Source organism: Pedobacter sp. KACC 23697 (genome assembly GCF_045348445.1).
In the GTDB taxonomy this organism is placed as follows: Bacteria; Bacteroidota; Bacteroidia; order Sphingobacteriales; family Sphingobacteriaceae; genus Pedobacter.
The window spans coordinates 2,860,205-2,882,872 of sequence record NZ_CP157485.1 but is presented as its reverse complement, the minus strand read 5'-3'; the positions used below and the strand labels follow the sequence as shown (position 1 = coordinate 2,882,872).

The window sequence follows — 22,668 nt, the reverse complement described above, 5'->3', positions numbered from 1 at the left end:
TCATTGCTTTTATGGGAATCAATGTTGGTAAGAATTACGGGGCCTGGAAAAAGGTAGGGGGCAGCTTTGATGATCGCTTGGTACAGGGAACATTGATGACCAAAAGAAAGGATAAATACAGTTTTTCTTTTAGTGATGCCGAATTGGTGCAGATCAATATTCCTGGTATCTATATCGTATACGGCGACATTCTGTTTAAACAGCAGCAGATGTATTTTAGCCCAACTCACGATGTACCCGATATGATCAAACTGCGTTTTACGCTCTCAGGCAGTGGCACCATTTTTAACCGCGTAAATAAGCAGCAATACATCTTTAATTCCAACCAGCAGAATATGATTTATATGCCTGAGCTTGATGGTACAGGCCAATATGATACCGGCCAATGCTATCGCTTTTTTGAGGTACATTTTGCCAAAGAAAAGTTTTTGCAACTGGCAGAGCATTCTACCAAAGCGTTACAGGTGCTGGCAGATCATGCCGATACCGGGCGTTACATGCAGCTGGGCGATCATAATCTTCCTATTTCATGGCCTATGCAGCAATGCATCAGAGATATTCTCGATTGTGATTATCCGGAAGGATTGAAGCATCTGTTTATCGAATCGAAATGTATTGAGTTACTGGTACTCCAGGCCGAAGCTTTTGAACGGAGCATTAACCAAAAACAGCCAGCGGCTTTATCTTCTAATTATGATCGGGACTGCATTTATCAGGCCAGAGATTACCTGATCCAGCATATGCACCAACCACCATCGGTTGCAGAACTGGCTAAATTATGCGGCATTAACGAATTTAAACTGAAACAAGGCTTTAAAGGATTATTTGATAACAGCATATTTGGTTACCTAAGCGATTACAGGCTTAACCACGCAAAAGAACTGCTGGTTGATGGAATTTCAATAAAATCGGTGGCCTTTATGCTCGGTTATTCCTCTGTACAGCACTTTAGTAATGCTTTCAGAAAGAAATTTGCAGTAACGCCGGGTAAGTTGAAGGTGTAAGATGGTAATTCATTAATGCTTTACAGCGTGAATATTCAGCTACCGCTCTATGCCGCGGGGCATCAAACTTTTGAGGCATCAAAAGTATGCAAAAATGCTTTGTCAATCCAGCAATGAGCCTTTTGCACTATCCCATGCGCATCAAAAAAACAGCGGCACTTCGTTTTGTGTTCAATATTTTTTTAAAAAATTTAAATCATCGTTATGAACACAAAACCACTGCGTTTCAGGTTTGTTAGTGCCAATTTACCTGAACTGTACCTGTTTTTTTGATTTCCCCGGCTCTTGGGATTGACAGGCGTGCTTCGGTAAGGGCTGTGTTGTTTCAAAGCAAGCTAGCATGATGCCTAAACTTTCCTTAAAAGAGAATTGTCCATAAGCTAGGATTTAATATAAGGATTGGGATTGACGGGCGTGCTTCGGTAAGGGCTGTGTTGTTTCAAAGCAAGCTAGCATAATGCCTAAACTTTCCTTAAAAGAGGATTGTCCACAAGGTAGTATTAATATTGTTTCGGTAAGGGGTGTGTTTTTTCCAAGCAAGCTGGCATTAGGCTCCAGACAATTTTTACAATATGTTCCGAACAATAGATTAACTAACGTCAACAAAAAATAATTACTAATTTTAGGTGATATCTGATCAAAAATCCCCACATATTATATAAAGCATCCTAATCATGACAGCAACATCCATCAAAGAGAAGCCGAGCCAGCGCGAAGCCCTTTTTATGAAACTTTACAAAGAAGCTTTTCCTTTGGTGGCCAGGCACGTCAGCAAGATGGGCGGATCATTTGAGGAAGCAAAAGATATTTTTCAGGATGCACTGGTGGTATATTATGAAAAAGTGCAGGTTTCGGGACTGAAGCTGAATTACCAGGCTAAATCCTATTTGTATGGAATTGCCAGATATTTATGGATCAAACGTTATCAGGAAAACGACAAACATGTTACCCTCGATTCCTTTGGATTTGTTTTTAATGAAGAGATCGATTTGGCCGATACCCGGTACGAGGAAGTTTCTTCAGGAAAACTGATGCATTTACTGGAGCAGGCCGGACAGAAATGTATGCAGTTGCTCAGTGCTTTTTATTACGAAAAACTGGATATGGAAACACTGGCCGGGCGTTTTGGCTTTTCGGGGGCACGCTCTGCAACCGCTCAGAAATTTAAATGCCTCGAAAAAGTGAAAGAAACGGTTAAAGCTAAATCCTTAAAATATGAAGACATCGTTGAATGAGCTCCGTTTAATTGAGCATTACCTCCTGTCAGACGGTAAGGATGGAGAACGTTTCCTGTTCGAAGCTAAAATGATTCTACAGCCTAAACTAAAACAACAAGTGTACTGGCAGAACAAAACTTACCAGATGGTGCGTGATTATGGCCGGAAGCAGCTGAAAAATGAAATCAATAATATACACGAAACGCTGTTTAATACCGCCGAGCACAAAAGTTTCAGGCAAAAGGTAATGCGTTTGTTCCGCAAGTAAACAATCAATTTAATTTATACATCATGCTCCATTATTCGGGGCAGTGGCATCGCTATGCCCAAAATTTAAAATCAATACGATGGATATCAATAAGGAATTCCGCCATTACGCGGTAAAACACCAGGGTTTAAACAGCCTTTATGTAGATCAGTATATGAGCAGAAGTGCCGCTTATTGCCTGCCTGTTGCCATGACGCCCTACATTACGGAAGAACGCCAGCTGAATGTGGCACAGATGGATGTTTTTTCGCGGCTGATGATGGACAGGATTATTTTTTTAGGGGAAGCGGTTGATGAGCGGAATGCCAATGTAATACAGGCCCAATTGCTTTTTTTGCAGTCGGTTAATGCTAAAAGCGACATCCAGTTGTATATCAACTCACCCGGTGGATCGGTTTATGCAGGTTTTGGCATTTATGATACCATGCAGTTTATCGCGCCAGATGTGGCTACCATTTGTACAGGCATTGCGCTTTCTATGGGTTCGGTATTGTTGTGTGCCGGTGCTGCCGGTAAACGTTCGGCTTTGCAGCACTCCAGGGTTATGATCCATCAAACCTCGGGTGGGGCAGAGGGAACCGCCATAGATATGGATATCAGGATCAGAGAAGTGTTAAAAGTACAATCAGATCTGTACCATATTTTGGCAAAACATAGCGGACAAAGTTATGATCGGATCAATGAAATAGCCAGTCGCGATTATTGGATGAGCGCCACCGAAGCAAAGGAATTTGGAATGATTGATGAGGTGTTAACGCGTGGAGAGTAAGGTTTTGTTTGATTTAAAATTGAATTATGAACATGTTTAGCGCAAGTCTTAGCGCCCATTGCCTAGACTTTTGCTTAATAACCTGAATTCGATTAATATTTATTCATACTGACTAATTTTAAGCCCATCAGACTAGCGCGATCGTCATGCTGAATTTATTTCAGCATCTTTCCTGCTAAATAGACCCTGAAATAAATTCAGGGTGACGACTATGAACGAAAAATTTCTGTAGTAGACCCCCATTCTGGCGCGAGTCTTAGTACTCTTGCCTTAAGCATTGGCCAGACTTGTGCCTTAGCAGTATTTTAAAGACTATTAATCAAAGCACAAGTTACCCAACCCGCTTGCCCGTACACTTGCGCTAATACGAGAATAAGTTTCAAACCAGATTTTTGATTTCTTTGTTTTCAGGTCAATAGGCGAATTCGAGTCTATTTTTTACATGTTTACTCTCTTCCAGCCTTAATTGTTGATTGGTGATGATATCGTGCTCTTTGTCTTTTTGTATAACTTTAAACCAGCTGATTGCAGGAATCATGCCTCCTGAGTGTAATTCAAGTCTGATCACAAATTCATCTTTGGGCTTTCGGTGATTGTTGATATACTGGCTGAGTACAGCAGGGGTAACATCTACCTCTATAGCGAACTGTTTGTCTTTTTTATCTTGTCTATTCACATATTCATTTAGAAAATAACCGAAGTTAAATGATTTATGATATTGGTTGCTGCTGATATAGTCTTCAAGCTGAAACTTAAGCTGTAGTAGTCTATTGTACATTTTTTCGTTCTCACTTCTGTTCTCGAACTTTTTTCTCCTATTTGTCCAAAAGTCCTGTTCTGCATCTTTTTCCTGAGCAGTTTGTACCTCATCGGAAGGGAACACATAAGCATCTGCAAGTTCCTGATTGGTAAATTTTGAAAACGCTACCTCCTGGATTTCTTTTCTGTTCTTGTTAGTTTTCATAATATTCCTTTATCAATTTTATCGAATTTATTCCTTCTGTTACCAGAAATAGCTTAGTTGACTGTAGTCCATATCTTTTGATGTAATGGGCTTCCAGTTTAGTTTTAGGTTTAAGGCATACAAAGCCGTTATAACCGAGTTTAAAAGATTCCCGACAGGCATAGGAAATCAGGCAACCTGCAATCCTGCTATAAATTTTATCAGGACCTACATTTTCATACGACGAGGCGAGAAGTCTGATTTCTAATGCGTAATCGTCCGGTCTTTCTGCAATTGATAACATGCCTATTGGTTCCGTGGAGTCTTCTAACGTAAGTTTGTAAACACTAAAGTTCTTCTCTTTGTTCCAGTTGAAAGCAAACCGTTTTGTTTTATTGATCTGCGCAATCTCGGCTGCATCAATTTTGCTGATGATTACAGTATGTTTTTTACCCGTGCTTTCATTTAATACGTACATCGTTATCTCAAATATACGAAAAGTTTACTTAAAATGTAAACTTTTTAAAGGGTAAATAATTGAAGCACATAAAAAACATGCACACAGATATAAAAATCCGTGTTTATCTGTGTGCATCTGTGGTTAAAAACCTTAACCACCCCGCCGTTTGGGCTCCCCTCCTTAAAAAGGAGGGGAGTGGCCCCTCATAGCTGTATAAGGTGAATGGCTATTTAAAATTTGAACGTTTATGCTGTGGCTGCTAAACAGATTGTTTCATTAGTTTCATCAACCTCAACAGCATTAAGCCAGGCATCGCAAGCGGCAAGCCAATCAAAAATCATTTTATAGGCAGCGGTAATTTCGGCAGAGAAATTTAGGCCTGCACCTTCGTAACCTTCTTCCTGGAAGATGTATTCATTTAAACCATAATATAACAGTTCAGTTAGGTTTTCGATATCAAAATGGCCAACGGCCTGCAGTTGATGCACCTGGTTTTGGGCATATTGCTTAAAGGTATCTTCATTGGCCAAAGGTTTTGCTTTGCTCAATAGTTTGATGATGTTGTTTACATCGTAAAGGGTGTTGGCAATGGTATTGGCTTTGTGTTTGCCCGAACGTGGATCGGGACCGGTACAGGCGCTGAGCATTTCAGTAAGGAGTTGATTCACATCCGATAAACTGATCATATCGAAATAGGCTTCCATCAGTTTCCGGAAGGTACTTACAGCTGCTACCTCATTTGGGAGCTGTGTGTCTGGGTTTTTACAATTGTTGTTCTGCATAACATTTGATAAAAAGTTCCTGAGTGCTGCAGAACAACAATTAACTCTTTTCAGAGATATTGAAAGATGCGGGTCTAAGCCGCTCACTCAGGAATATTGTGAAATTTTTAATTTATTTTATGTTTCTCCGATTAAGTTAAAAGATATTGTTAATTACTGTTCTGCACCACTAAGATAAGCACAATTAAATAATTCACGAAATCTTTTTGCTCAAATAGGGCATAAATGAGGGCTGTTTCATCTTGCAATCGTTAGTTCAGACGTTGCAGTCGATAGTTCAGAGGTTACGGTCGTTAGTTCAGAGGTTATGGTCGTTAGTTCAGACGTTGCGGTCGATAGTTCAGACGTTGCGGTCGATATTTCAGATGTTGCGGTCGATAGTTCAGAGGTTGCGGTTGATAGTTCAGAGGTTGCGGTCGGCAGTTTAGAAGTTGCAGTCGGCAGTTCAGAGGTTACGGTCGGTAGTTCAGACGTTGCGGTCGGCAGTTCAGAGGCTGCGGTCGGTAGTTCAGACTTTGCAATCTCTTCATTCTCCCACTAGGTCATAAGCAGACTCAAATTTCTTTAAGTTATCAACAAGAAAAATTACATTACATGAAAGGCCTCGGCCAACCCAATTGCCGTGTTTAACATTATAATTCTTGATATATATCATAAGATTTTGTGCCTCATCATAGTAAAGCTCATAATCACTCGTGATTGTTACATCTAAATCAGAGTCATAGGCATTGACTGAACCTGTTATATCTGTTTTGGAGACAAATGTAAACGTCATTGAATGATTTATCGAAATGATAGGATGAGCAACCTGTCTTTTAAAATATTCCAAACTCATATTTGTACTAATTTAAGATGCAGTAAAATAATAATTTTAGGAATACTCAATAGTATTTGAACTGTGAAAACATTGAGAACATATTCTAGCATGTCTTAATATCGATTAAAGCAGTTTAGGAAGGTAAGCCTGTTTCTATCGTTCCGGTGGCCACAGAGGTAACTACCCAGAAGGCAGCCGAGATATTGGGGTGTTCAAGGCCATATCTAGTGAAATTACTGGAAGAGGGGGCTATTGAGTTTATCAAGGTGGGTAAGCACCGCAGGATTAAATTCGAAGATGTTGTGGCTTACAGGGAAAAAATGAAGGTGCAGCAGAAAAACAATATTATCGACATTATGGGCGCTGACGAGGAACTCGGCTTGTATGATTCATAGTGTAAGGTTTAAGGCCGTACTGGATACCAATGTCGTCTATCCGGTTGTGATCAGGGACCTGCTTTTTTGGTTTGCCCATTATGATCTTTATACGCCCAAGTGGGGGAATAATATTTTCTGTGAGTGGAAAGAAGTGATGTTCAGGCATGGCGTGGAAGAAAGGAAAGCTGAAAAGCGGGTGCGTAGTTTTTGAACCGATTCGCAAACTGGTTTATCTCATATACTATTTACAATTGCCGTCTGAACTAATAATCTTTAGCTATTTTTCGGCTGTTTTGGAACTATGAGTTCTCAAGATAATCCCAATGTTGATAAAGTAACTTACAAAAATCTAATCTCATGTATTATTAATTTTCTGGGTTGATATTAGTATGTTTCTTCAATTCCAAATCTTTTCCAAAAAGTGTTTTGTGTAAATTTTTATCTTGGACAACTGCAAAAACCTGTTTTATTGCCTCTTTAGAAAATACTATTTTATGAACATCTTTAAGAGTATCAAAAGATTCTATCCATATATACTGATTGAAGCTTTCATTTACAGTATTTTTAATCGGGTTTTCTACCTTGAATTTTGGATCATTGACCCAATCTAAATGCTTTAGAATAATTTTTAATTGGACATTAGTAAACTTATAATCTCCAATCTTTTTAACTTCCGCTTCAAGTGTTGAGATAGAGATAAAGTCTCTAGGACTTAATGATTTAATTTCACCAACAATCTTATAAAGAGGTTTTCCTTCTGTATCTGATATTTTCCCAATCTCACCTGCAGATATCGCTCTTAGAATAATATTAAACACCCCATTTTCATTCTGATCAATATCGATTTCACTACTTGATAAAATAGCATCTTTACTATTATATCCATAAACTTTATTTAAGACAGGGTTTATAAGTAAAATTTCTCTGGGATTTATTTCGAAGATTTCAGGAAGAAGTTTGGACCAAATCTCCATAAATTCTTTGTTTTTTTCTCCAGATTTGATTTGAATGAAATGGTTAAAATCTTGTGTAGTTTCATTAGCAACTTTGTTGTTTCCAGAAACTCGATATACAATATCACCTTTTTTTAGTTTATAATCAGAAAAATCGTTTATTGGTATAATAACTTGATTCTGCTTACCTATAAGAAGGTAATAAAATTTACGTGTTCCTGATTGAAAACATTGAAGATCGATATCAATATTAGCTTTGCAAACTTTTTGAAATTTTTGTGTTATTTCATTTAGGTCAACCTTATCGAGGATAGTTAAATTCACCTCATTAAGTCCCACGTCTTCTAAGATCCCTAAAGCTTTATTTTCTTTGATACCAATTAAAATGATGCCACCATTCCCATTACCGAAAGACAAAATATCTTTGGCAAAATTTCTCATGAAAATTTCAATCGAATCTGTTAACCCGTAAAAATTTAATTCCATCTTAAAATCATAGAGATTGTTTTCTTTGGGAAATATTCCATGATTTTTTAAGTTGTCAATGTCTATTTTTACTTGCTCTGTGAGTTGCTTTATATTCATATAATTGGAGAGTTAATACGGACTAACGGATACCAGCCAAAAAAAGGTGACTATTCATATTTTCTTCTTTATTCTAATAATGAGATACAGTCAGCTTACCGATACTTACTTAGTACTAAGTCGTGTTTAATAAAACAAACTAAATTGTCTTTAAGATATGGAAAAAACTAGTTCGGAGAATTCTCAGTCTGCATAACTGGCACGCAGAATATTTCGAAACAATGATTTTTATTTTAAATGTTTTTTTGAACTTCAATGTCTGGCATATCATCATATGTTCTGCCGTTTAAAACTCTTCCTGCAGCTTTTTTATTTTTTCCTCCCCACTGTTTGAAGAAAAAAGCAACATCGGAATTTTTGCACTGCTCTTGAATATCAAGAACCCAGTCCACATTCATAGGTCTCGGCCTGTGACCGCTCTCGCCTCCAACAATAACCCAATCTATTTTGTTTAACTTTAGCTTCTTAAGTGGGCCAATTAGAGGTTCTAAGGAAAGAAATTTTACTTTTGCCGATGTTCTTCTTAAAAAGTCTATTCTGTCAACTACTCGATCATCCTCAACAGAAACACCCATCCAAATATTATGGCTCCACTTAAGAGATTTATGTATTTCAAAGAGCCGTTTTGCTCTCTTTGTTAGGACCTGAAAAACATGCTGAGGATTGTCGTTCATTACCTTAAATACTGCAATAATATATTCGCTAGGTATATCCTCATGAAAAAGATCGCTCATAGAGTTTACAAAAACAATCTTTGAGTTTTTCCAAGTATATGGTATATTTAATGACTCAGGATGGGGTTTCACGACGGTAAAGCTGTCTTTATATTTTTCCTGCCCCATGCCTTTTAATCTTTTTGACATGACTTCAGCATAACAAAACTTACATCCTGCGGAGATTTTGGTGCATCCGACAGTTGGATTCCAAGTCATTTCTGTCCATTCAATTGATGAGGTTGCCATTATTTAAAAGTTAGAATGCAGTCTTTAGAAATTAACACGGTTACTTGATGATCCTTATTATCAGTAAATCTAGAAATAAGTCTTCCTTCGGATACTAGTCTCCTTAGTGCTTCGGAATAATGACTTCTACTATATAAATTTGACTTTTGATATGTATCAAACAAATCCATGGCGTTGGTAGTTTTCCCCTTATAAGCTATATAAATGTCTTCTTTTAATTTATCAACATTCATGCTCTTAGTATCAAACATCTCGATCTTCTCACTATTTAATTCTTTCGCATCAAAAGTATATGTATTGATTCCATCGAATATTGTCCCGACATTGGCAAAATCATTATAGATTTGTTTAACTAGGTCAAAGCCACGTGGGTGTTTAGTTATGTGAAGAATATAATGACTTGTTGCCTCATTATCTTCTTCTTTGAACTTAAAAGCGGTATAATAGATTTTGCCGCCTAGGATATTTTCATATTCTGATCCTAGGCAATCTATTATAAGGTTTATTCTTTCTGCAGTGTTCTTTTTGTATCGTCTATCGTTTCTCACTTTAGACAAAGTCGTAGGAAATAGATCTTGCATTAAATCATCAAATTTTTCATTTTCTAATGCAGGGTGTATTCTTTTAATATTTACGAATAGAAAAATTTCGTTTCCCCAATTTCGCATAAATTGCGCTAAAACTTTGGTTTCAATGCCCTTATAGCCAAAAGGATCAATAAATAATAATGTTGGATGCTCATTATTTTTTCCTACATGAGTATTTTTAAGTAAATATTGTCTGATATCATCATCTTGACCCACTATCTTATCTGCAAAATGTGGTTTTTTTTCAAATGTTCCTAATGGGAACTCTGTTAGGAAAGTCTCTTTCAACAATTCAATATATTGTTTATCATTAAATAGAAAACGGACATGGTTCCTTAAAAACTCATCCTCTTTACACTGTTTTGCGAGCAATATTGGAGTAGACAGATTGCCATCACTATAAACACCAGGACCTGCAAATAAATCAGTGAATCGTATCGAAATAGGCGTGCGTTTTTTCGCAATTATCTTGCAATAACTTGGGAAATACTTCGAAACAATATTAGCTTTTATTTTGGAAGAGGCTGTTTGTCGTTCAAAGAATGTTTTTTCTGACATTATAAGAGATTGAGATTTTAGAATTTGTAAATTTAATTAATGATAATAAATTGCAACAACTCACTAATATAAATATAATTATACCTGTTTAATTACGGAAACCCATAAATACTAATATAAATTAAACGCACATATACCTGGAATATCGACATGGTAAAGTTCCAAGAACAATACAATGATATATTTTATGAGATAAAAACAATGCTCGGCTCAGTTATTGAACTTTAAATTCTTGTTAAGTAAATCTTCATAATCGTGTCAGGCTTATTATTAGTATGATCGAGAGAATAGCATTTGTTAACATTAGCCTATGTTTTTCCCATTGCTATACAGCTATCTATTTTAGTCAAACAGAGTTTTTTCTGTTTTAACAAGATATTTTACAGAACAAATATTCTGAATTATATTTGGTATGACTTCTTTATAGTTTTCTTGTGAAATTGTTATAATAGTCTTTTGTTCTTCGATAATATCTCTATTTAAATCAAACATTGGATTATCCTTGTCAATCTCTTCGTCATACATCACTGCTCTTGGAATGCTATAATCCTTTGCATAACCCATTGCTAAACGTGCTCCACTATCAAGTTTTTTCCCTATTATATTCCATCTTTCGGAAGAATCTTTAGCATAACTAGCAGCTAGAACTATTGTATCACAAAATAATGCTTGCAAGCGGTCACGTTCCTTATAACGGTTGCTAAGTTCCATAGCACTTTTAAAATCATTGCCGTATTCTGTAACCAGTAGCCCTCCTTCATCTATAATTTTATGAGCCAAGCTTTTATTTCTTGCTGGTAGTATGTTATTCAGTGGACTTGGCAAAATTGCGATTGTATTTCCATTGGACTCTAATGCTTGGTCGTGTGAAATACTATCACAACCCAATGCAAGCCCGCTGACTATTGTTGCACCATTTCTTGTAAATTCCTCGACAATTTTTCGTTCTCTTTCTTCAATATTGCCTTGCGGATTAAGCAGGCCAATAACGGAAATATTTTTATTGTTGTTGTCTAATAGGTTTATATTTCCTTTATAATACAGGAAGACTGGTTGCTCACTTTCTTTTACATTGCCACGATATTTAGGGAAATTTTCGTCACCTAAGGCTACAAAACCATCACAACAATTTTCAAATCTTTTTACAAGTTTTTCTTCAAAATCATTCTTCAAACGTTCAAATTTCTCGACAGTAGTTGGTTCACCTTTAATAGATTTATTAAGTAAAGAAATGATGGTGTTTATACTTTCGTTTCCTTTTAGATTTTTTATAATCCAAGCATTCCCAATACCTTTAAATGATTTAATGGTGAGAATATTTATTGAGTTTTGTGTATACTTCATTTCCTATTATATTTTACAAAATTAAACTGTTTAAGATAATAGTTACTAATCATGCATTGTTTTGCCCAAAGCATAAAAAATAACTGAATTTGCACCCTTATCTAACAGCGCCTGTATCGCATCTTCATCTATATCTATTGTTTTTGTGTATAAATCGTCTATTAATAAAATATCTTTCCCAATTACTTCATCCGATATTGTACAGGTTTCTTTAGTAATACCCTCATATGGTAATGCTCCATCACCCCCATACCCAGATCTATCCATATGTGTTGTTCTTGTATTGGTGTGCCTAACTATGTAATCAGTTCCATCATTAAAACCATCTAATGTGTGTATTGAACGTCTTATAGCTTTTTTAAAATGGAGTTGAGAAGAAGTATAGCTATTATTCGCCTTTGCTCTTGGTATAACACAAATGGTAAGATTTTCTTTTCTTGACAATTTAAGTATTTCTGGAAGATCAATTGTAAGAATTTGAATTAAGGAATTTTCCGCTTGATTTAAAACCCCGAAGGTTTTTTCTTTAAATTGATTTTTTAAAGTGCAAATAATATTTTCCACTGTTCCTACAGTATTTCTTCGTTCATCATCTCCACTATGATAATCTGAATGATAAAAACCTAAGGTTTCTTCACTTAAATAGTCGTTTGGATAAATTTTAAAATGGTTCATTTTTTTATGATTTGAGGGTTGATAATTTTAATGCCTGCTAGTTTCGCATCAGTAATTTCTACTTCTTCATTCTCAAAAGCAACAGCCATTTCTGATAATATTCCCAGCTTCGAAATTGCGTTTTGATATTTGTTTATTCTCTCACCTTGGTCATTAAATTGCCGATAAAAAACATGACTGAATTTGTCAACAAGTCCAAAGTAATTTAGAGTTTCAAAGGCTCTTTTTTTTCTGCAATTAGTAACTAATATCAGTTGGTTTGTTTTTGAATAATCATTTACTACACTAGAAAGAACCGGATTAAGTTCCGTTTTGTCAATAAAGTCTTTGTAGAACGTTTGTTTTTTCTCAACAATTTTTTTATATTCTCCACAAGTTAAATCAGGTATGAAAGCCTTAAGACTACTACGGTTTAGACGTATTTCAGGATCAAAAACCAAATTGAATGTCTTACCCTTTACGAATTGAATTGCTTTTTCGAATGACAAAAAATTGGCATAATCAGTATGAATTAATGTTCCATCCATATCAAAGAAAATTACCGTATCAGTTGTAATTTTAGCATCTATGATATATGATACCTTATTTAATAGTTCCATTCCTATGAACCAAAAAGTGAACTAGTTAGATTTATTAGAAATAATTAAAGGGTAAAAATCTATTTTGGAATGCGTAATTAAAATTAAGCTTGTTGGTTTGGGATTATTCACGGTAATTAAATTAGAGTGTCAATTTTTAGATGTTGAGAGGATTCTTGTAAATAATTAGAACTTTATGTCTATTTTCTTAATGCTATTTTTTGCTTTATCGGATATCTTTACGAATTTATATTAATAATCTCAAAATAAAATACGGGAAACCCTAATTACACATAAGTAAGTATATCATCTTATTTACGTTATCGCTTATCTTCCCAACCTATTTCCTAATCCATTCCCTTTTCTTAGTTTTGAGGGTAAAATAATCGAAATAAATACAAAGCAGCATGAACCATTGGTTAGTAAAATCAGAGCCTTTTAAATACAGTTGGGAAAAATTTAATGAAGATGGCCGTACCTTTTGGGATGGTGTGCGTAATTACCAGGCGCGGAATAACCTCAAAGCCATGAAAGAGGGCGATTTGGTGCTTTTTTACCACAGTAACGAAGGGAAAAATGTAGTGGGTATTGCCAAAGTAGTAAAAGAGTTTTACCAGGACCCTACCACTGATGATGCCAACTGGGTGGTGGTCGATTTAGCTCCTGTAGAAACGTTAAAAAATCCGGTTTCGCTGGAGCAGATCAAAGCTGAGCCGAGTTTGGTTGATATTTCTTTGGTTAGACAAGGACGTTTATCGGTAATGCCGCTTAAGGCCACTGAGTTTGATAAGATTCTGGAAATGGGAAGTTAGTTTGGAGTTGGGAGTTTGGAGCTGGGAGTTTTCATGCTAAGCGCCTAATGCTATGCAGTTAAGTTTGGAGTTGGGAGTTTAGAGTTTGGAGTTTTCACGCTGAGCGCTGATTAGTTTGGTGTTGGGACTTTGGAGTTGGGAGTTTTCCTGCTGAGCGCATAATGCTACGCGGTTAAGTTTGGAGTTGGGAGTTTGGAGCTGGGAGTCTGGTGCCAGGCACTAAAGTTAGGAGTTTTTCCGCTAAGCGCATAACGCTACGCGCTAGAGTTCGCAATTTTCAGTTTTTATGAATAGTTTTATCTACCATTAACATCCTCCAAATGAAATTTAAAATCATTACAACATTTATGATGCTGGCCGCTTGTTTATTTGTAAACGAAAGCAGGTCGCAGGGCATTAAGCCCTACCTAGCCATTGTAAAAACAAAAACTGATGTGATAAAAGGGCTGCTGTATAAAGCAGATTCGGCTAGCGTAGTGATGATTGTGGAGGGGAGTCCGGTTACTTTACCCGTGGATCAGATCAAAACCATTAAAATCAGAACCCCGAAAAAAGAAGCCAGTATCATTCAGTTTTTGAAGTATGACCCCTGGAATGCAGATAACTTTGAGAAACGTGCAGATGGCGCTATTGTTCGGAAGTGGGGCGAAAAAGACCCGACACTAGGTGAAGAGGTAGGCGGACATGTAGTTACAACCATGGTAAATATTACCGGTAACATCATCGCTGCACCCATACAAGCCATTAACCCGAGTATTGCAAACTTTAAAATTAACGGCGATGCCGCGAAGTATGCAGAACACCAAACTGATCTCGATTATTTCTCGGTTTATTATCAGCAAAATACCAACCCAATAACCGAACTACAGAAAATAAAAGCCATTTCGGCTTCGTTTAAACCGTAGGCGTTTCTTCGGGTTTATTTTTACTTAGGGTAATGCCTAAAGTCATCACCAGGCTGGTGCCCAACACCACTAAAAATAGGAAAGAAGGGCCAACCTCAACAATTTTGAGCGATTTAGGCAAATTGAAATAAAGTAAAATACTGATCAACCCGCGTGGCGCGATATAACCGATCGGGCTGAGGGCGCCATTTTTAAATACCTTTAAAAAGAAAAACCGAACGGCGAAAATGGTGACCAGAATGAAAAAACCATTGGCCAGTACAGGCTTATCGTTCAACTCGCTAATATTCATGGTAAAGCCAAATATCACAAAGAAAAACGTTCTTAAAATAAAGGCACTTTCGGCAGAGAGCTGGTATAGCTGCGATAAATCTGCAGCGAGGTTTTTATACAGAAATACACTCCTGAACCAGGCATTCCGGATGGTATCGGCATTGTTCAGAAATAATCCGGTGCTCAAAATCAACACCAGTGACGATAAATGGTACGACTGCCCAATGGCATAAACCAGGATCAATATGGAAATAATGAGGAAAAATTTAATGTGGTGCACCAGTTTCCCCATTACATAAAGCAGTACCACGCAGGCAATTGCCGATAATAAAATGATTAAAAAAGTGCTCAAGCCTAAGCCTATAAAGGCCGATGTGGTAATGGAGTGGTTGGTGATGGCAAAGTTGAAAATGATAATACCGAGGATATCGGAAAAGGAAGATTCATAAATGACAAATTCCCGGTCTTGCTTGCCCAACGCAGCAGCAGAGGGTATGGCAATGGCCGAACTGATGACGCTGAAGGGAATGGCATTGGCAATACAGGTATATAGATCTTTATGGGTAATCTGGTAAATAATCAGCGTAATGATGGCTGCTGTTGCGAGTAAAATGGTTAGTGCAGAGAAGAAAGCGCTTTTGATGATTTTATTTTTTTCGCGATCGTATTTCAGCTCCAGTGAACCCTCAAAAACAATGAGGATTAACCCTACGGTACCGAGTGTGGGTAAAATAGAGAGGAAATTAAAGGTTTGGATGTGAAGGTAATCGACCAGGAAACGGAGGCCAATGCCCAGTAACAACAGCAATAAAACCGATGGTACTTTGGTTTTACTGGCCACTAAATCAAACAGATAAGAGAAAATAACTAATCCGCTTAAAATAATAAGTATGGTATAGGTTGTCATATTTTTCAGCGTAAGGTAAACACTAAAGTAAAACAATCAAACCAAGCAGAAAGGAATTTGTTGAAAAAAATTACGCTTTAAAGAAAAGTGCCTTGAGTTCGCTGGCCTCATCAGGACTCATTTTTCCGCCTAAAACCAAACGTAACTGCCTGCGCCGCAGGGCACCATCAAATAAATCAATTTCTTCTGGCGTTTCCGGAATCAGTTCGGGCACAGGTATGGTACGTGCACTTTGATCAAGTGCTACAAAGGTGTAATAAGCTTCATTGCTTTTTTGGCGTGCACCACTTGGAATATTCTCCGCCCATACATCTAAACGCACTTCAACCGAGGTATTAAAAGCCCGGGTCACTTTGGCTTCGATGGTAATGACATCGCCTAATTTAATGGGCTGTTTAAAAGAAACATTATCAACCGAGGCGGTGACCACGATACGATTGCAGTGTTTTTGAGCCGAAATTGCCGCTGCAATATCCATCCAGTGGAGCAAACGCCCGCCCATCAGGTTATTTAAGGTATTGGTATCATTGGGTAATACCAATTCGTTCATGATGGTAAAACTTTCTCTGGCAAATTTCTTTTTTAAACTCATTTGAGTGCAAAAGTAAGTAAAATGTATTTAAAACTTCTTCTTTCTGCGCATGCCCAGGCATTATGTTTACCACGGAAACGCGAATAACACAGGAAAACTTTACTTCTCCTCCATAATTTCTGTGTTTCAGCGGCTAATTAATTTTGCACATATTTTAAAAGGAATTCCCCCTGATTATAGTGGGTTGAAATGATATTTTTCTGCGGTAATCTGCGAAATCAGCGGTATTATTATGAATCGAAGTATCATATTGTGGAATGTATGGTCAAAAAAGATTGCTTCACTCCAACGCGTAGCCCAAGCTTCAGTTCGCAATGACGAATAGCAGGAGAGACCCTGAAATAAATTACCTTCGGTGAGCTCGCTTAAGGCTCGGTTTACTTCGTAGCTTTCCGCTTCGCTACAGGTCAGGGTGACGACTGCTCAAAGGCTAATATATACAATTATTCGACTTTTGCGATTTATATTTTGTACATTGATTTTGGGCATTATGCCAAGCTTCCCTTGAAAAACCACAGCCTGAAGCGAAGAACGCCGTCAATCCCAATCCCGATGAAATCGGGACTTGCTGGATTGACAAAGCGCTTTGGGTACTTTGGCGCGACAAAATGCGCAGCATTCTTGAGCACAGCTAAAAACAACACAAACTGCGAAAAACTACCATGCCACCGCGGCATAGAGCGGGAGAAATATTTTGTATTCAAGGTATTTTTAATAGCAAAAAAGATGCTGACCACATAGTAGCTACAAGACAATTGAAAACACAATTTCTACTGGTAAAATAAATTCAGCATGACGACTGCATGAACTGCTTCATAGATTAAACAGATTTTCGCAGATAGATTGTCTTGTTTTCTGCAGTGATTACGAAATCCGCGGGAATAGTTTTTAGGTCATGTTATTTAAAAACAAATTCATCTTTTATCATGTTATCCCTAAAAAAAAATCGAATTAATGCAAAACCAGACCCTGATCCAATTTTTCCATTGGTATTATAACGAAGAACAAAATTTGTGGACTAAAGTAGCTTCCGAAGCGAGTCACTTAAAAGAAATGGGTATAACCGCTTTATGGTTGCCACCGGCTTATAAATCGAACAATGCTACCTATGATGTCGGTTACGCCGTTTACGATCTTTTTGATTTGGGCGAGTTCGATCAGAAAGGAAGTGTAAATACTAAATATGGTTCGAAAGATGAATATATCAAAGCTATTGAAGCCTTACACGAAAATGGGATTGGCGCCCTGGCCGATGTTGTATTTAACCACAAAGCAGGTGGCGATGAACTGGAAAAAGTAGCGGTTAGAACTGTAAATCCGGATAATAGAAATGAATTTACCAGCGATGTTTTCGAAATAGAAGCCTGGACAAAATTTACTTTCCCTGGCCGTCAGGGCAAATATTCCGAATTTATATGGAATCATGAATGTTTTAGTGGAGTAGACTGGGCAGAAGATATCAAAGAGACTGCTATTTATTCAATCCAAAACCACTTGGGTGAAGGTTTTGAAGAGGTTCCATCTACCGAATTTGGCAATTACGACTACCTGATGTATAACGATATCGATTTTCGCAATAGGGCCGTAGTTGAGGAATTAAAATATTGGGGCGAATGGGTAGTGGAGACGACCAAGGTGGACGGCTTTAGATTAGATGCCGTTAAACACATCAATCCTGATTTTATTGTAGAGTGGATTGATCACCTGAATCAAAAATTTAATCGCGAGTTTTTTATTGTGGCCGAAGATTGGAATGTGGAAGATATAGCAGGACAACTGAACTATATTGAAATTACCGGTGGACGGACCCAGATATTCGATTCGCTTTTACACCATAATTTTTTCCTGGCCAGTAAAAACGAGGAATTTGATATGCGGACGATCTTTGATGGAACCCTGGTGCAGGTGAAGCCTGAGTTAGCGGTAACCTTTGTTGATAATCATGATTCGCAACCTTTACAGGCGCTGGAATCTTATGTCGATTTTTGGTTCAGACCTTTAGCCTATGCCATGATCCTGTTGCGCATGCAGGGCATTCCTTGTTTGTTTTTTCCTGATCTTTATGGGGGGATTTATGATGATAAAGATAAAGAAGGTGAGGAGGTGCATGTTGAGCTGGCTGCCATCCCTGCGGTAGAAACCATGAGTAAAATCCGTACAACCCTAGCCTACGGTGAGCAACGTGATTATTTTGATCATGGCATTTGTGTAGGGTGGACCCGTGCCGGTGATGAAGAACATGAAAACAGTGGATTAGCCGTATTGTTGAGTACGGGAGAAGAAGGATTTAAAGAAATGGAAATCGGTAAACACTTTGCCGGAAAAACCTTTGTTGATGCTTTAGGATACAGGGAACAGGAAGTGATTATTGATGAAAATGGTTGGGCAGAGTTTCATTGCAATGCCGGTAGTGTTTCGGTGTGGGTGTTGAAAGTTGGGTAGGAAAATATATAATATTGTGGTCTGTGGAGACACAGACCAGGGCATTATGGGTGATTTGTCATCCTGAGCGCAGCGAAGGATCTTTCTTAAGCAAACTTTATCTTAACAGGATTTTAGTGTGGCATAATTGAAGCCTTTCTTTTAAGGATTCTTCACTTCGTTCAGAATGACAGATTTTAGTGAAGTAATTTTACAGATCGTTTTTGATTAAATGTTTTTTGCGTGTCATTAATCATTGGATGAATATACTTATTTGTCATCCCGAGCGCAGCGAAGGATCTTTCTTAAACAGAATTAGCGTAACAGGCTTATAAGAATGGCAAAATTACGTTCCTTATTGGAAGGATTCTTCACTGCGTTCAGAATGACAGGTTACAGGAAAGCAATTTTAGAAGGCCATTTAAGATTAAAGTGGTTGGTTTAGCACAAATTATTAATGGGATAGTGTCCTAGATAAATCGTCATTGCGAGGAGGCTTTTTCAGCCGACGAAGCAATCTTTTATTAAGGATTGGTAGCATGAAAGATTGCTTCGTCGTTCCTCCTCGCAATGACGATCTTTAGCGCGGGATTTTCTATTACAAAAAATTATCCTCAGCCCGATAAGCCGAAATAACAGCAAGCTCACCTTCTTTTCCTCCTTTTGAATTGCCATGCTCCATACCCATCACACCTTTGTAGCCTTTGCTATGCAGGTGTTTGAATAGGTTTTTATAATTAATTTCTCCGGTTGTAGGTTCTTTCCGGCCCGGATTATCGCCGATCTGGATGTAGGCAATTTCGTCCCAGCAACGATCGATGGTTTTAATTAAGTCGCCTTCTGTACGTTGCATGTGGTAAATATCATACAGAATTTTACATGAAGGGCTTTTAACCGCTTTACAAACGGCATAGGTTTCGTTTGTTTTTTGCAGGAAAAGCTCTGGCGTATCGCTCAAGGTTTCTAACACCATAATTAAACCATGCGGTTCAAAAATTTCGGCCCCGGCACGCATGGCATCAATTACATTGGCAAACTGATTGCCATAAGGTAAGTTGCGCTCATAAAATCCAGGCACAACGGTAAGCCATTTGGCATTACAGCGTTTGGCAGCTTCAACCGATTTTTTGCAGGTGTCTACAAATTTATCCTTAAACTCCTTTTTACCTGTGGTTAAAGAAGTTTTCCAGTTATCGCCACCATCTACCACGAAAACGCCCATGCGCATGCCAAGTTTGGCCAGTAAATTTCCGATTTTCTCCTGTTCTTCAACAGAACGGCCCAGGTAACCGTTATCTTCAATAGAACGAAAACCCTTATCGTACATAAACTGGATCTGATCTAAAAAACTCTTGCCTGCATGATTTTGGAACATGCCCTGGTGCGGCGCGTAATCGAGATTAAAAGTTTTATCGCTTAATAGGTCATTTGTTTTGTCGGCAGCAAAAGTATTGGTCAAGCCTGCTCCCGTTGTTATTGCACCCGCAGTTAACAGGCTATTTCTTATAAACTCACTTCTTTTCATCGGTTTAGTTTTAACAGATATTAATGTGTAATTAATTTTTTGAATCCTGCAGTTAGCGTATCAGCGACTGTGCCATCTTTTTGGTGGTATACAAAATAAGCTTCGAGGTTTTTTCTGCTTTCTACAAAGGCCATGGCATCTTTAAGGTGCATGGCCATTAAGGCATTATCATATCCATCAGCTGTAATGGCATCATTTGCGTAAACGGTAACGCTGATCATCTCATTATCCAAAGGATAACCTGTTTTCGGATCGATCAGGTGAGAAATTTTTTTCCTGCCGCTTTGATGGAATTTACGGTAGTTGCCAGAGGTGGTAATGGCGCCAGCATTTATCGCCGCGATATGCCTGATTACCGGGGTTCCATCTTTATCCGGACCTTCAATACCAATTTTCATGGTTTCGCCATTGGGTTTAGGTCCGGAAATGCGAATTTCGCCGCCCAGCTCAGCCACATACTGTCTAATTCCTTTTTGTTCGAGATAATCAGCAATTAAATCGACGCTGTAACCTTGTGCAATTCCATTTAAGTCGATCTGTACACAGGGTTTACGTTTGCTTAACCGGCCATCCGTCAGTTTCAGGTTTTTCATGCCCACACAAGCCAGTATCGATTTGATAACCGCCGGATCAGGTTCTTTTTTAGTCTCTTTTGGTCCAAAACCCCAGGCTTGTACCAATGGCGCAACGGTAACATCGAAAATGCCTTTGGTATCCTGGTTGATCTCGAAACTTCTTTTCAGCACATCGTTCATGAAACGATCGGGTTTGATCTCTTTTTCGGCAGCATTAAATTGATTTATCAAAGATCCCTTTTTGTAAAGCGACATCGATAAATCAATTTCGTTTAATAAACTGTCTATGCCTTGTCTGGTGGCCAAACTATCTGAGGCATAATACATAATGGTATAATCGGTCCCCTGCGCAAAACCCTCAATTTTATACTGCTTCAGCTCTTTTCTCAGAGAGAAAGCCAATATGAACGGTAAAATGAAAAGCAAAAACCTGCAACGCATCAATTTAGTTTTAGATTACCTTGGTTTGTCCGGGCATGGCGATTGGATATAGTCCTTTGTCGTCAGGCATTAATTTCGGATTGGCATCCCATGCCAAACGCTCTGGCATTAAACTAATGTTGGAAGCCAAAGCCTCATCCCACTTAATGGTTTGGCCAGAGTAAGTAGCATAACGGCCAATAATAGATGAAAATGTACTTGTTGCCGCATAGTCTACATTACTGAATTTATATTCTCCCTTCGAAACCGCATCGAACAATTCGTCGTGCTCTGTTTGGTAGGGATTAGCGTTGCCTTTGGTATTGTGGTTATACAATTCTTTGCCACTATAATCTTTCATAATGGCCTGGTTACTTCCTGAAAGGTAAATTTTGCCTTTGGTACCTTGAAAAGTTTCATCTACGCGGTTACTGATGCCTTCGAAATGGCGACATTGGCTATTGATTACCGCACCATCGGCATACGTTAATTCGATAGAGTGGTTATCATAAATTTCTCCATAGTCTTTTCCTGTTCTCCAGGCACGGCTACCTGTTCCCTGTACCGAAACCGGATGTCCGTTTTTGATCCAGTTGGCAATATCGATATTGTGTACATGCTGCTCTACAATATGATCACCGCATAACCAGTTGAAATAATACCAGTTTCTCATTTGGTATTCCATTTCAGTTTGGTTTGCTGTGCGCGGACGTACCCAAACGCCCCCACTGTTCCAGTATACCTGGCCCGACATGATATCACCAATGGCACCATCGTTAATGCGCTTCATTGATTCGCGATAGTTGGTCTGGTAGCGGCGCTGTAAACCTACTACCACATTTAATTTTTTCTTCTTCGCTTCTTCGGCTGCGGCCAATACTTTTCTGATCCCCGGTGCATCTACCGCAACAGGTTTTTCCATGAAAATCTGTTTGTTCTGTTTAACCGCCTCTTCAAAATGGATCGGACGGAAGCCCGGAGGGGTGGTTAACAACACTACGTCGGCTAACGGGATGGCTTTTAAATAGGCATCGAAGCCAACAAACTGGCGTTCTTTCGGAACATCCATCTTTGCTGCAAATTTCGAACTTAATGATTGGTAACTGCCATCTAACCGATCCTGAAAAGCATCGGCCATGGCCACCAGTTTGATGTTAAATTTTGTGCTTAACGCCTGGAAAGCTGCTCCGGTACCCCGATCGCCACAGCCTATCAGGGCAATTTTAATCGTGTCTGATCCGGATGCATATGCGCCGGCCAATGGAATACTGCTGAGCATGGCCCCGCCGGCCAGCATGGCTGTTGCTTTTAAAAAATCGCGACGATCTTGTTGGTTGATTGGTTTTTTCATGTGTTTAG

Annotated in this window: 24 protein-coding genes; 9 read left to right on the top strand and 15 right to left on the bottom strand. The window is 38.3% G+C overall.

What is annotated here, in order from left to right; translation table 11 throughout:
- The first annotated feature begins 11 nt into the window (after positions 1-11).
- From ABEG20_RS11520 to ABEG20_RS11505, 4 genes are all read left to right on the top strand, one after another.
- A complete protein-coding gene (locus tag ABEG20_RS11520) occupies positions 12-1,004 on the top strand; it encodes a helix-turn-helix domain-containing protein (protein ID WP_406823491.1) in 993 nt (330 codons plus the stop codon).
- Between the two features lie 674 nt (positions 1,005-1,678).
- Complete coding sequence (locus tag ABEG20_RS11515) at positions 1,679-2,239, top strand: RNA polymerase sigma factor (protein ID WP_406823490.1); 561 nt, start codon at positions 1,679-1,681, stop codon at positions 2,237-2,239.
- Complete coding sequence (locus tag ABEG20_RS11510) at positions 2,220-2,489, top strand: hypothetical protein (RefSeq protein ID WP_406823489.1); 270 nt, start codon at positions 2,220-2,222, stop codon at positions 2,487-2,489. The genes ABEG20_RS11515 and ABEG20_RS11510 overlap by 20 nt, the downstream gene beginning before the upstream one ends.
- 79 nt (positions 2,490-2,568) lie before the next feature.
- Positions 2,569-3,258, top strand: a complete 690-nt coding sequence (locus tag ABEG20_RS11505; RefSeq protein WP_406823488.1) for an ATP-dependent Clp protease proteolytic subunit — start codon at positions 2,569-2,571, stop codon at positions 3,256-3,258.
- Positions 3,259-3,670: 412 nt separating this feature from the next.
- On the opposite strand, the gene ABEG20_RS11500 is transcribed toward ABEG20_RS11505, so the two are convergent.
- The 4 genes from ABEG20_RS11500 to ABEG20_RS11485 form a co-directional block, all read right to left on the bottom strand.
- Positions 3,671-4,222, bottom strand: coding sequence for a hypothetical protein (locus tag ABEG20_RS11500; protein ID WP_406823487.1), 552 nt, complete (start codon positions 4,220-4,222; stop codon positions 3,671-3,673).
- Entirely contained in the window at positions 4,212-4,679 is a 468-nt protein-coding gene (locus tag ABEG20_RS11495; RefSeq protein ID WP_406823486.1) for a hypothetical protein, read from the bottom strand. The genes ABEG20_RS11500 and ABEG20_RS11495 overlap by 11 nt, the downstream gene beginning before the upstream one ends.
- Positions 4,680-4,906: 227 nt before the next feature.
- A complete protein-coding gene (locus ABEG20_RS11490; RefSeq protein WP_406823485.1) occupies positions 4,907-5,443 on the bottom strand; it encodes a hypothetical protein in 537 nt (178 codons plus the stop codon).
- A 526-nt stretch (positions 5,444-5,969) separates the two neighbouring features.
- Positions 5,970-6,278, bottom strand: a complete 309-nt coding sequence (locus ABEG20_RS11485; RefSeq protein WP_406823484.1) for a hypothetical protein — start codon at positions 6,276-6,278, stop codon at positions 5,970-5,972.
- Between the two features lie 146 nt (positions 6,279-6,424).
- On the opposite strand from ABEG20_RS11485, the gene ABEG20_RS11480 reads away from it, so the two are divergent.
- Together ABEG20_RS11480 and ABEG20_RS11475 are read left to right on the top strand one after the other, a co-directional pair.
- Entirely contained in the window at positions 6,425-6,655 is a 231-nt protein-coding gene (locus ABEG20_RS11480) for a helix-turn-helix domain-containing protein (protein WP_406823483.1), read from the top strand.
- Positions 6,645-6,848, top strand: coding sequence for a hypothetical protein (locus ABEG20_RS11475; RefSeq protein ID WP_406823482.1), 204 nt, complete (start codon positions 6,645-6,647; stop codon positions 6,846-6,848). The genes ABEG20_RS11480 and ABEG20_RS11475 overlap by 11 nt, the downstream gene beginning before the upstream one ends.
- A 154-nt stretch (positions 6,849-7,002) precedes the next feature.
- On the opposite strand, the gene ABEG20_RS11470 is transcribed toward ABEG20_RS11475, so the two are convergent.
- From ABEG20_RS11470 to ABEG20_RS11445, 6 genes are all read right to left on the bottom strand, one after another.
- Positions 7,003-8,175 carry an RNA-binding domain-containing protein gene (locus ABEG20_RS11470; RefSeq protein WP_406823481.1) on the bottom strand — a complete coding sequence of 391 codons (1,173 nt, stop codon included), beginning with the start codon at positions 8,173-8,175 and terminating at the stop codon, positions 7,003-7,005.
- 233 nt (positions 8,176-8,408) lie between these two features.
- Positions 8,409-9,137, bottom strand: a complete 729-nt coding sequence (locus ABEG20_RS11465) for a DUF5131 family protein (protein WP_406823480.1) — start codon at positions 9,135-9,137, stop codon at positions 8,409-8,411.
- A complete protein-coding gene (gene tcmP / locus ABEG20_RS11460; protein ID WP_406823479.1) occupies positions 9,137-10,282 on the bottom strand; it encodes a three-Cys-motif partner protein TcmP in 1,146 nt (381 codons plus the stop codon). Before tcmP ends, ABEG20_RS11465 begins: the two co-directional genes overlap by 1 nt.
- Positions 10,283-10,624: 342 nt before the next feature.
- Complete coding sequence (locus ABEG20_RS11455) at positions 10,625-11,626, bottom strand: DNA-processing protein DprA (protein ID WP_406823478.1); 1,002 nt, start codon at positions 11,624-11,626, stop codon at positions 10,625-10,627.
- Positions 11,627-11,671: 45 nt separating this feature from the next.
- On the bottom strand, positions 11,672-12,301 hold the full coding sequence (locus ABEG20_RS11450; RefSeq protein ID WP_406823477.1) for a phosphoribosyltransferase: 630 nt from the start codon (positions 12,299-12,301) through the stop codon (positions 11,672-11,674).
- Positions 12,298-12,900 (bottom strand): HAD hydrolase-like protein, encoded by a 603-nt coding sequence (locus ABEG20_RS11445; RefSeq protein ID WP_406823476.1) that lies wholly within the window; start codon positions 12,898-12,900, stop codon positions 12,298-12,300. Before ABEG20_RS11445 ends, ABEG20_RS11450 begins: the two co-directional genes overlap by 4 nt.
- A gap of 386 nt (positions 12,901-13,286) precedes the next feature.
- Between ABEG20_RS11445 and ABEG20_RS11440 the strand changes: the two genes are divergently transcribed.
- Together ABEG20_RS11440 and ABEG20_RS11435 are read left to right on the top strand one after the other, a co-directional pair.
- Positions 13,287-13,691 (top strand): EVE domain-containing protein, encoded by a 405-nt coding sequence (locus ABEG20_RS11440; protein WP_406823475.1) that lies wholly within the window; start codon positions 13,287-13,289, stop codon positions 13,689-13,691.
- A 320-nt stretch (positions 13,692-14,011) separates the two neighbouring features.
- Positions 14,012-14,596, top strand: a complete 585-nt coding sequence (locus ABEG20_RS11435; protein WP_406823474.1) for a hypothetical protein — start codon at positions 14,012-14,014, stop codon at positions 14,594-14,596.
- On the opposite strand, the gene ABEG20_RS11430 is transcribed toward ABEG20_RS11435, so the two are convergent.
- Entirely contained in the window at positions 14,586-15,776 is a 1,191-nt protein-coding gene (locus ABEG20_RS11430; protein WP_406823473.1) for a sodium:proton antiporter, read from the bottom strand. The genes ABEG20_RS11435 and ABEG20_RS11430 overlap by 11 nt on opposite strands.
- 70 nt (positions 15,777-15,846) lie before the next feature.
- Complete coding sequence (locus tag ABEG20_RS11425; RefSeq protein ID WP_147229298.1) at positions 15,847-16,368, bottom strand: acyl-CoA thioesterase; 522 nt, start codon at positions 16,366-16,368, stop codon at positions 15,847-15,849.
- A 954-nt stretch (positions 16,369-17,322) separates the two neighbouring features.
- Here ABEG20_RS11425 and ABEG20_RS11420 point away from each other — a divergent pair.
- The gene (locus tag ABEG20_RS11420; RefSeq protein ID WP_406823472.1) at positions 17,323-18,810 is read left to right on the top strand and encodes an alpha-amylase; all 1,488 of its coding nucleotides are present in this window, start codon (positions 17,323-17,325) and stop codon (positions 18,808-18,810) included.
- Positions 18,811-19,387: 577 nt separating this feature from the next.
- Here ABEG20_RS11420 and ABEG20_RS11415 read toward each other — a convergent pair.
- From ABEG20_RS11415 to ABEG20_RS11405, 3 genes are read right to left on the bottom strand one after another with little or no spacing between them, the layout of a single operon-like run.
- The gene (locus tag ABEG20_RS11415) at positions 19,388-20,314 is read right to left on the bottom strand and encodes a hydroxypyruvate isomerase family protein (RefSeq protein ID WP_406823471.1); all 927 of its coding nucleotides are present in this window, start codon (positions 20,312-20,314) and stop codon (positions 19,388-19,390) included.
- A 20-nt stretch (positions 20,315-20,334) separates the two neighbouring features.
- Positions 20,335-21,291: an FAD:protein FMN transferase gene (locus ABEG20_RS11410; protein ID WP_406823470.1), complete on the bottom strand. Its 957-nt coding sequence runs from the start codon at positions 21,289-21,291 to the stop codon at positions 20,335-20,337.
- A gap of 49 nt (positions 21,292-21,340) precedes the next feature.
- The gene (locus ABEG20_RS11405) at positions 21,341-22,660 is read right to left on the bottom strand and encodes a Gfo/Idh/MocA family oxidoreductase (RefSeq protein ID WP_406823469.1); all 1,320 of its coding nucleotides are present in this window, start codon (positions 22,658-22,660) and stop codon (positions 21,341-21,343) included.
- Between the last annotated feature and the right edge of the window lie 8 nt (positions 22,661-22,668).